Genomic DNA, 3,145 nt, shown 5'->3' with positions numbered 1-3,145 from the left:
GGAGGGACGGGAGAGGCGGGAGAGGCGGCGGGCCCCCGACCGACCGGACCAGACCGGGCGGACAGGCCCCGGCGGGCGCCGGACAGACCGGGTTTCGGCCGCACCGCCGGGCGTGGCCACCACCGGCGCCGGATGACAGCGCGCTCGTTCGCCTCGGGCGGCGCGTTTCCCCCCCGCCGCCCGTCGGCGTGGCGCCCGGCCGAGGTGCCCGATGCCCCGGTCCCGCTCGAGATACTCATGATCCCTATCGTCTCCCGATGGGTCGCTTGCTACGGCGCTCAGGATCTGGAGACGATAAACCGCCCCGTCACAGACGTTCCTCGGGCCACCCGGTCGTAACCGGGCCGAGCCTCGGGGTGGTCACGCGGAGAGGGCGCCGAGTCGCGGACGAGAGCCAGGCAGGCGTCCCCGGGCCGGCCGGGAAGGACGACCTGGACGATCTCCGCCCGAACGTCTAGACATACCAGGCAGATTGGCTCACATACGACATTTAGGCAGTTAACTCACTTATCACTCCCATCCGGACGGAGGTGGCCCTGTGAGGTCGATCCGCGGTCTGCTTGTCCTGCACTGCCGCTGCGGCCATGCGCGTCATGACCACGAGCACTACCGGCCCGGCTCGGATTGCGGCCGATGCGGGTGCCCGGCTTGGACCCTATGGAGGCGACGTTGACGCCCTGAACCTAGAGTAAGATGGCAGGACGCCGGTTGACCAGATCAGCCGCTCACACGGCGTCACCTCCTGCTGTCCGCCAGACACGATCAACACCAGGTCACACGTCATTGGCCCTTGTAGCCCTCGGCATCGATCCGCGCACCGGCTCATCTCATGATTTCCGGGCTTGGTCTCGGCCCATCCTCCTCCCGATATGAAACTTTCTGAGGATGCCGGCGACCGACAGCTCGGTGTCGAGATACCACGTGCCGACGATTACCCCTCCGATGAGGACAACACCGAAACCGATCAGCCACGACAGGATGGTGAACACAACCCCGATCCCACCATAGCTACGCTCGTTCGCCACGATGGAAGCCGAGAATGCCAGCCGGCTGACGACACCCAGACCAGTCAGGCCGATCGTCGTGAACAGGGCTGTCGGCCACGAGTCCCGCCAGCTCATCCGGCCGATGGTGAGCACCCGGACCCCGACCCACAAGAAGAGCGCCAGGATCACGGTGGCTACCAGGCCGTAGCAGACCTGACCAGCCACGGTGCCGGTGAGCAGCGCCCCGAGACTCGTGGTAGCGACAAGAAAGAAGATCAGTCCGCAGAGCCAGACGACCTGGGCCAGTAGGCCGCGTAGCCCGAATGGCTTCAGCCTGAAGACCCGCACATAAATGGACTGGACGGACGCAGCCAGACTCAGTCCGCCAATTATCAGCCAGAGCACTCCCAGTACTGTCCAGCCAGTGATGACGGTTCCGCTCCGCGGGGTAAAGAGTCGTTCCACGGCCATCGCCGCATCATGGCTCAACCCCATGCGCGCGATGATTATGTCCGCCGCACCGCCCTGCCGCAGCGGCGACAGCGCCGCCAGCGTGATGACAAAAGGAAAGAAAATCATCAGGATCATCGCGGCGAGATTCATCGCCCTGTTAATCAGATCCGCCTCATGTAGTCTGGACGCCAGGTCTCCTACCGAGGACTGCCCTGCACGCACCCGGGCTGTCCCGACGCGCGCACAGAGCGTCCTGATTGGCCGCCGCAGCGCGCCGCTGCGGTGAGCGCCAGCGCCGCCAGACGGCCGCGACGCAAGATTGTTATTACTCGTACGCCAGCTCCGGGGCATGGCGTCCTCCCCACAGCACCGGGTTCATCGCCGGATCCGCCGAATGCCCTGTGTGCGGCGCTCGCCCTCCGGGGCGGGGACTCAGGCAGCCGCTTCAGTCGATGATGAGGGCGATGAAAATGATGCAGACGATGATGTTGATGAGCCAGCTGTGGGTGTTCATCCAGTCTCGGACGCGCGGTGCGGCGACTTCTGTCCGTCTATGGAACAGTAGCCGGGCAAGCAGCGGCAGTGCCGCCACCGTAACGGTCATCCCGATGAACGGGAGTGCTGCCGCATAGGACGCGTTGTTCTGCTGCAGATGTATTCCAACCGTCATCATAATCACGATGTCCGAAGGCATCAGCAGAATGACGAACAGTCCGACTTGGAACGCCTTCATCAGATCTGCCGCCATCAGCGTTGTCAGCCATTTCGGCGGCTCCACCGTTTCGCGCCGCACCCAGTTCTTCACGGCGGCGGCTGCCAACAGGCCCACCAGTACGTACTGGATGATCTGGCCGGCTGAACCGTTACTCCTCGGGCTGCCCAGGTCGACAGCGCTGTCTAGCAGTGCAGCAAGGCCCATCATGACGGCCACACCGGTCGCTGTCGCGACCGCCACACCGGCCAGGAACCCCAGAGATACCCGCCCGGCTCGTGGCGTGGTAACGAAGATGATCGCTGACATGATCTGTGGTCCGATCATCATGGTGATTGCCAGCGGGAGAATCTGGAGACCGTCCATGGATGCTCCCCACCGCTTGACCATGCTGACTCACGCGAGAATCCTAGCCCTCTCGCGCTCGAACTCCTGGTCGTTGAGCAGTCCGCGGCGGTGCAGGTCGTCGAGCTTGGCCAGCTCGTCAGCAATGCTGGTCGTGCGGGTCGCGGCGCGGAGGTAGCCGCGGACCGCCTCCTCCTCGTACTGCTTGTGGAGCACCATCCGATCCTGCATCCCGTCGCCGCGCACGATCAAGTAACTCAGGATACCGATGACCGGAAGCACGAGGACAAAGATCGACCAGCCGGCCTTCCCCCAGCCGGACAAATCCCGACTACGAAAGATATCAGCATAGATAACAAACAGGAAATAGATCCAGGCGGCAAACAAAAAGATAAACAGAACTGTTAGAAAAGCATTAAGCAACGGATAGTCCATAACCACTTCCTCGCTCGCCGAGCCAACAGCCGGACCGGGTCCTCCCGGCCCGCGCGCGTCAGGTGCGCCGCATTACCACAGCCATTACCTACCGCCTGTTCGCCGCGTCAAACCCAGCATCACCCGAAACTCACCCTCTCGTCTCGGCCCGATGCCGCAGACGGTGGCCGGGGGCACTAGGGGATCATCATTAAATAAGTTGATCATTTGATCT

4 protein-coding genes are annotated in these 3,145 nt (G+C 63.4%); all 4 read right to left on the bottom strand.

The window, feature by feature from the left end; genetic code table 11:
- Window positions 1–239 (bottom strand): hypothetical protein (locus tag AC08OJ_RS19435; RefSeq protein ID WP_476596489.1); only part of this gene is annotated, 239 nt, incomplete at its 3' end.
- 588 nt (window positions 240–827) lie between these two features.
- Window positions 828–1,589, bottom strand: coding sequence for a ribonuclease BN (locus tag AC08OJ_RS19430; protein WP_462204009.1), 762 nt, complete (start codon window positions 1,587–1,589; stop codon window positions 828–830).
- A gap of 295 nt (window positions 1,590–1,884) precedes the next feature.
- Window positions 1,885–2,517, bottom strand: a complete 633-nt coding sequence (locus AC08OJ_RS19425; RefSeq protein ID WP_476594734.1) for a GAP family protein — start codon at window positions 2,515–2,517, stop codon at window positions 1,885–1,887.
- A 30-nt stretch (window positions 2,518–2,547) separates the two neighbouring features.
- A complete protein-coding gene (locus AC08OJ_RS19420; RefSeq protein WP_476594733.1) occupies window positions 2,548–2,931 on the bottom strand; it encodes an SHOCT domain-containing protein in 384 nt (127 codons plus the stop codon).
- Window positions 2,932–3,145: the final 214 nt, after the last annotated feature.

This window comes from Frankia sp. CgKIO3 (genome assembly GCF_977946435.1).
Note: the sequence above shows the minus strand (reverse complement) of the source record. Positions and strands in the feature narration are given on the sequence as shown.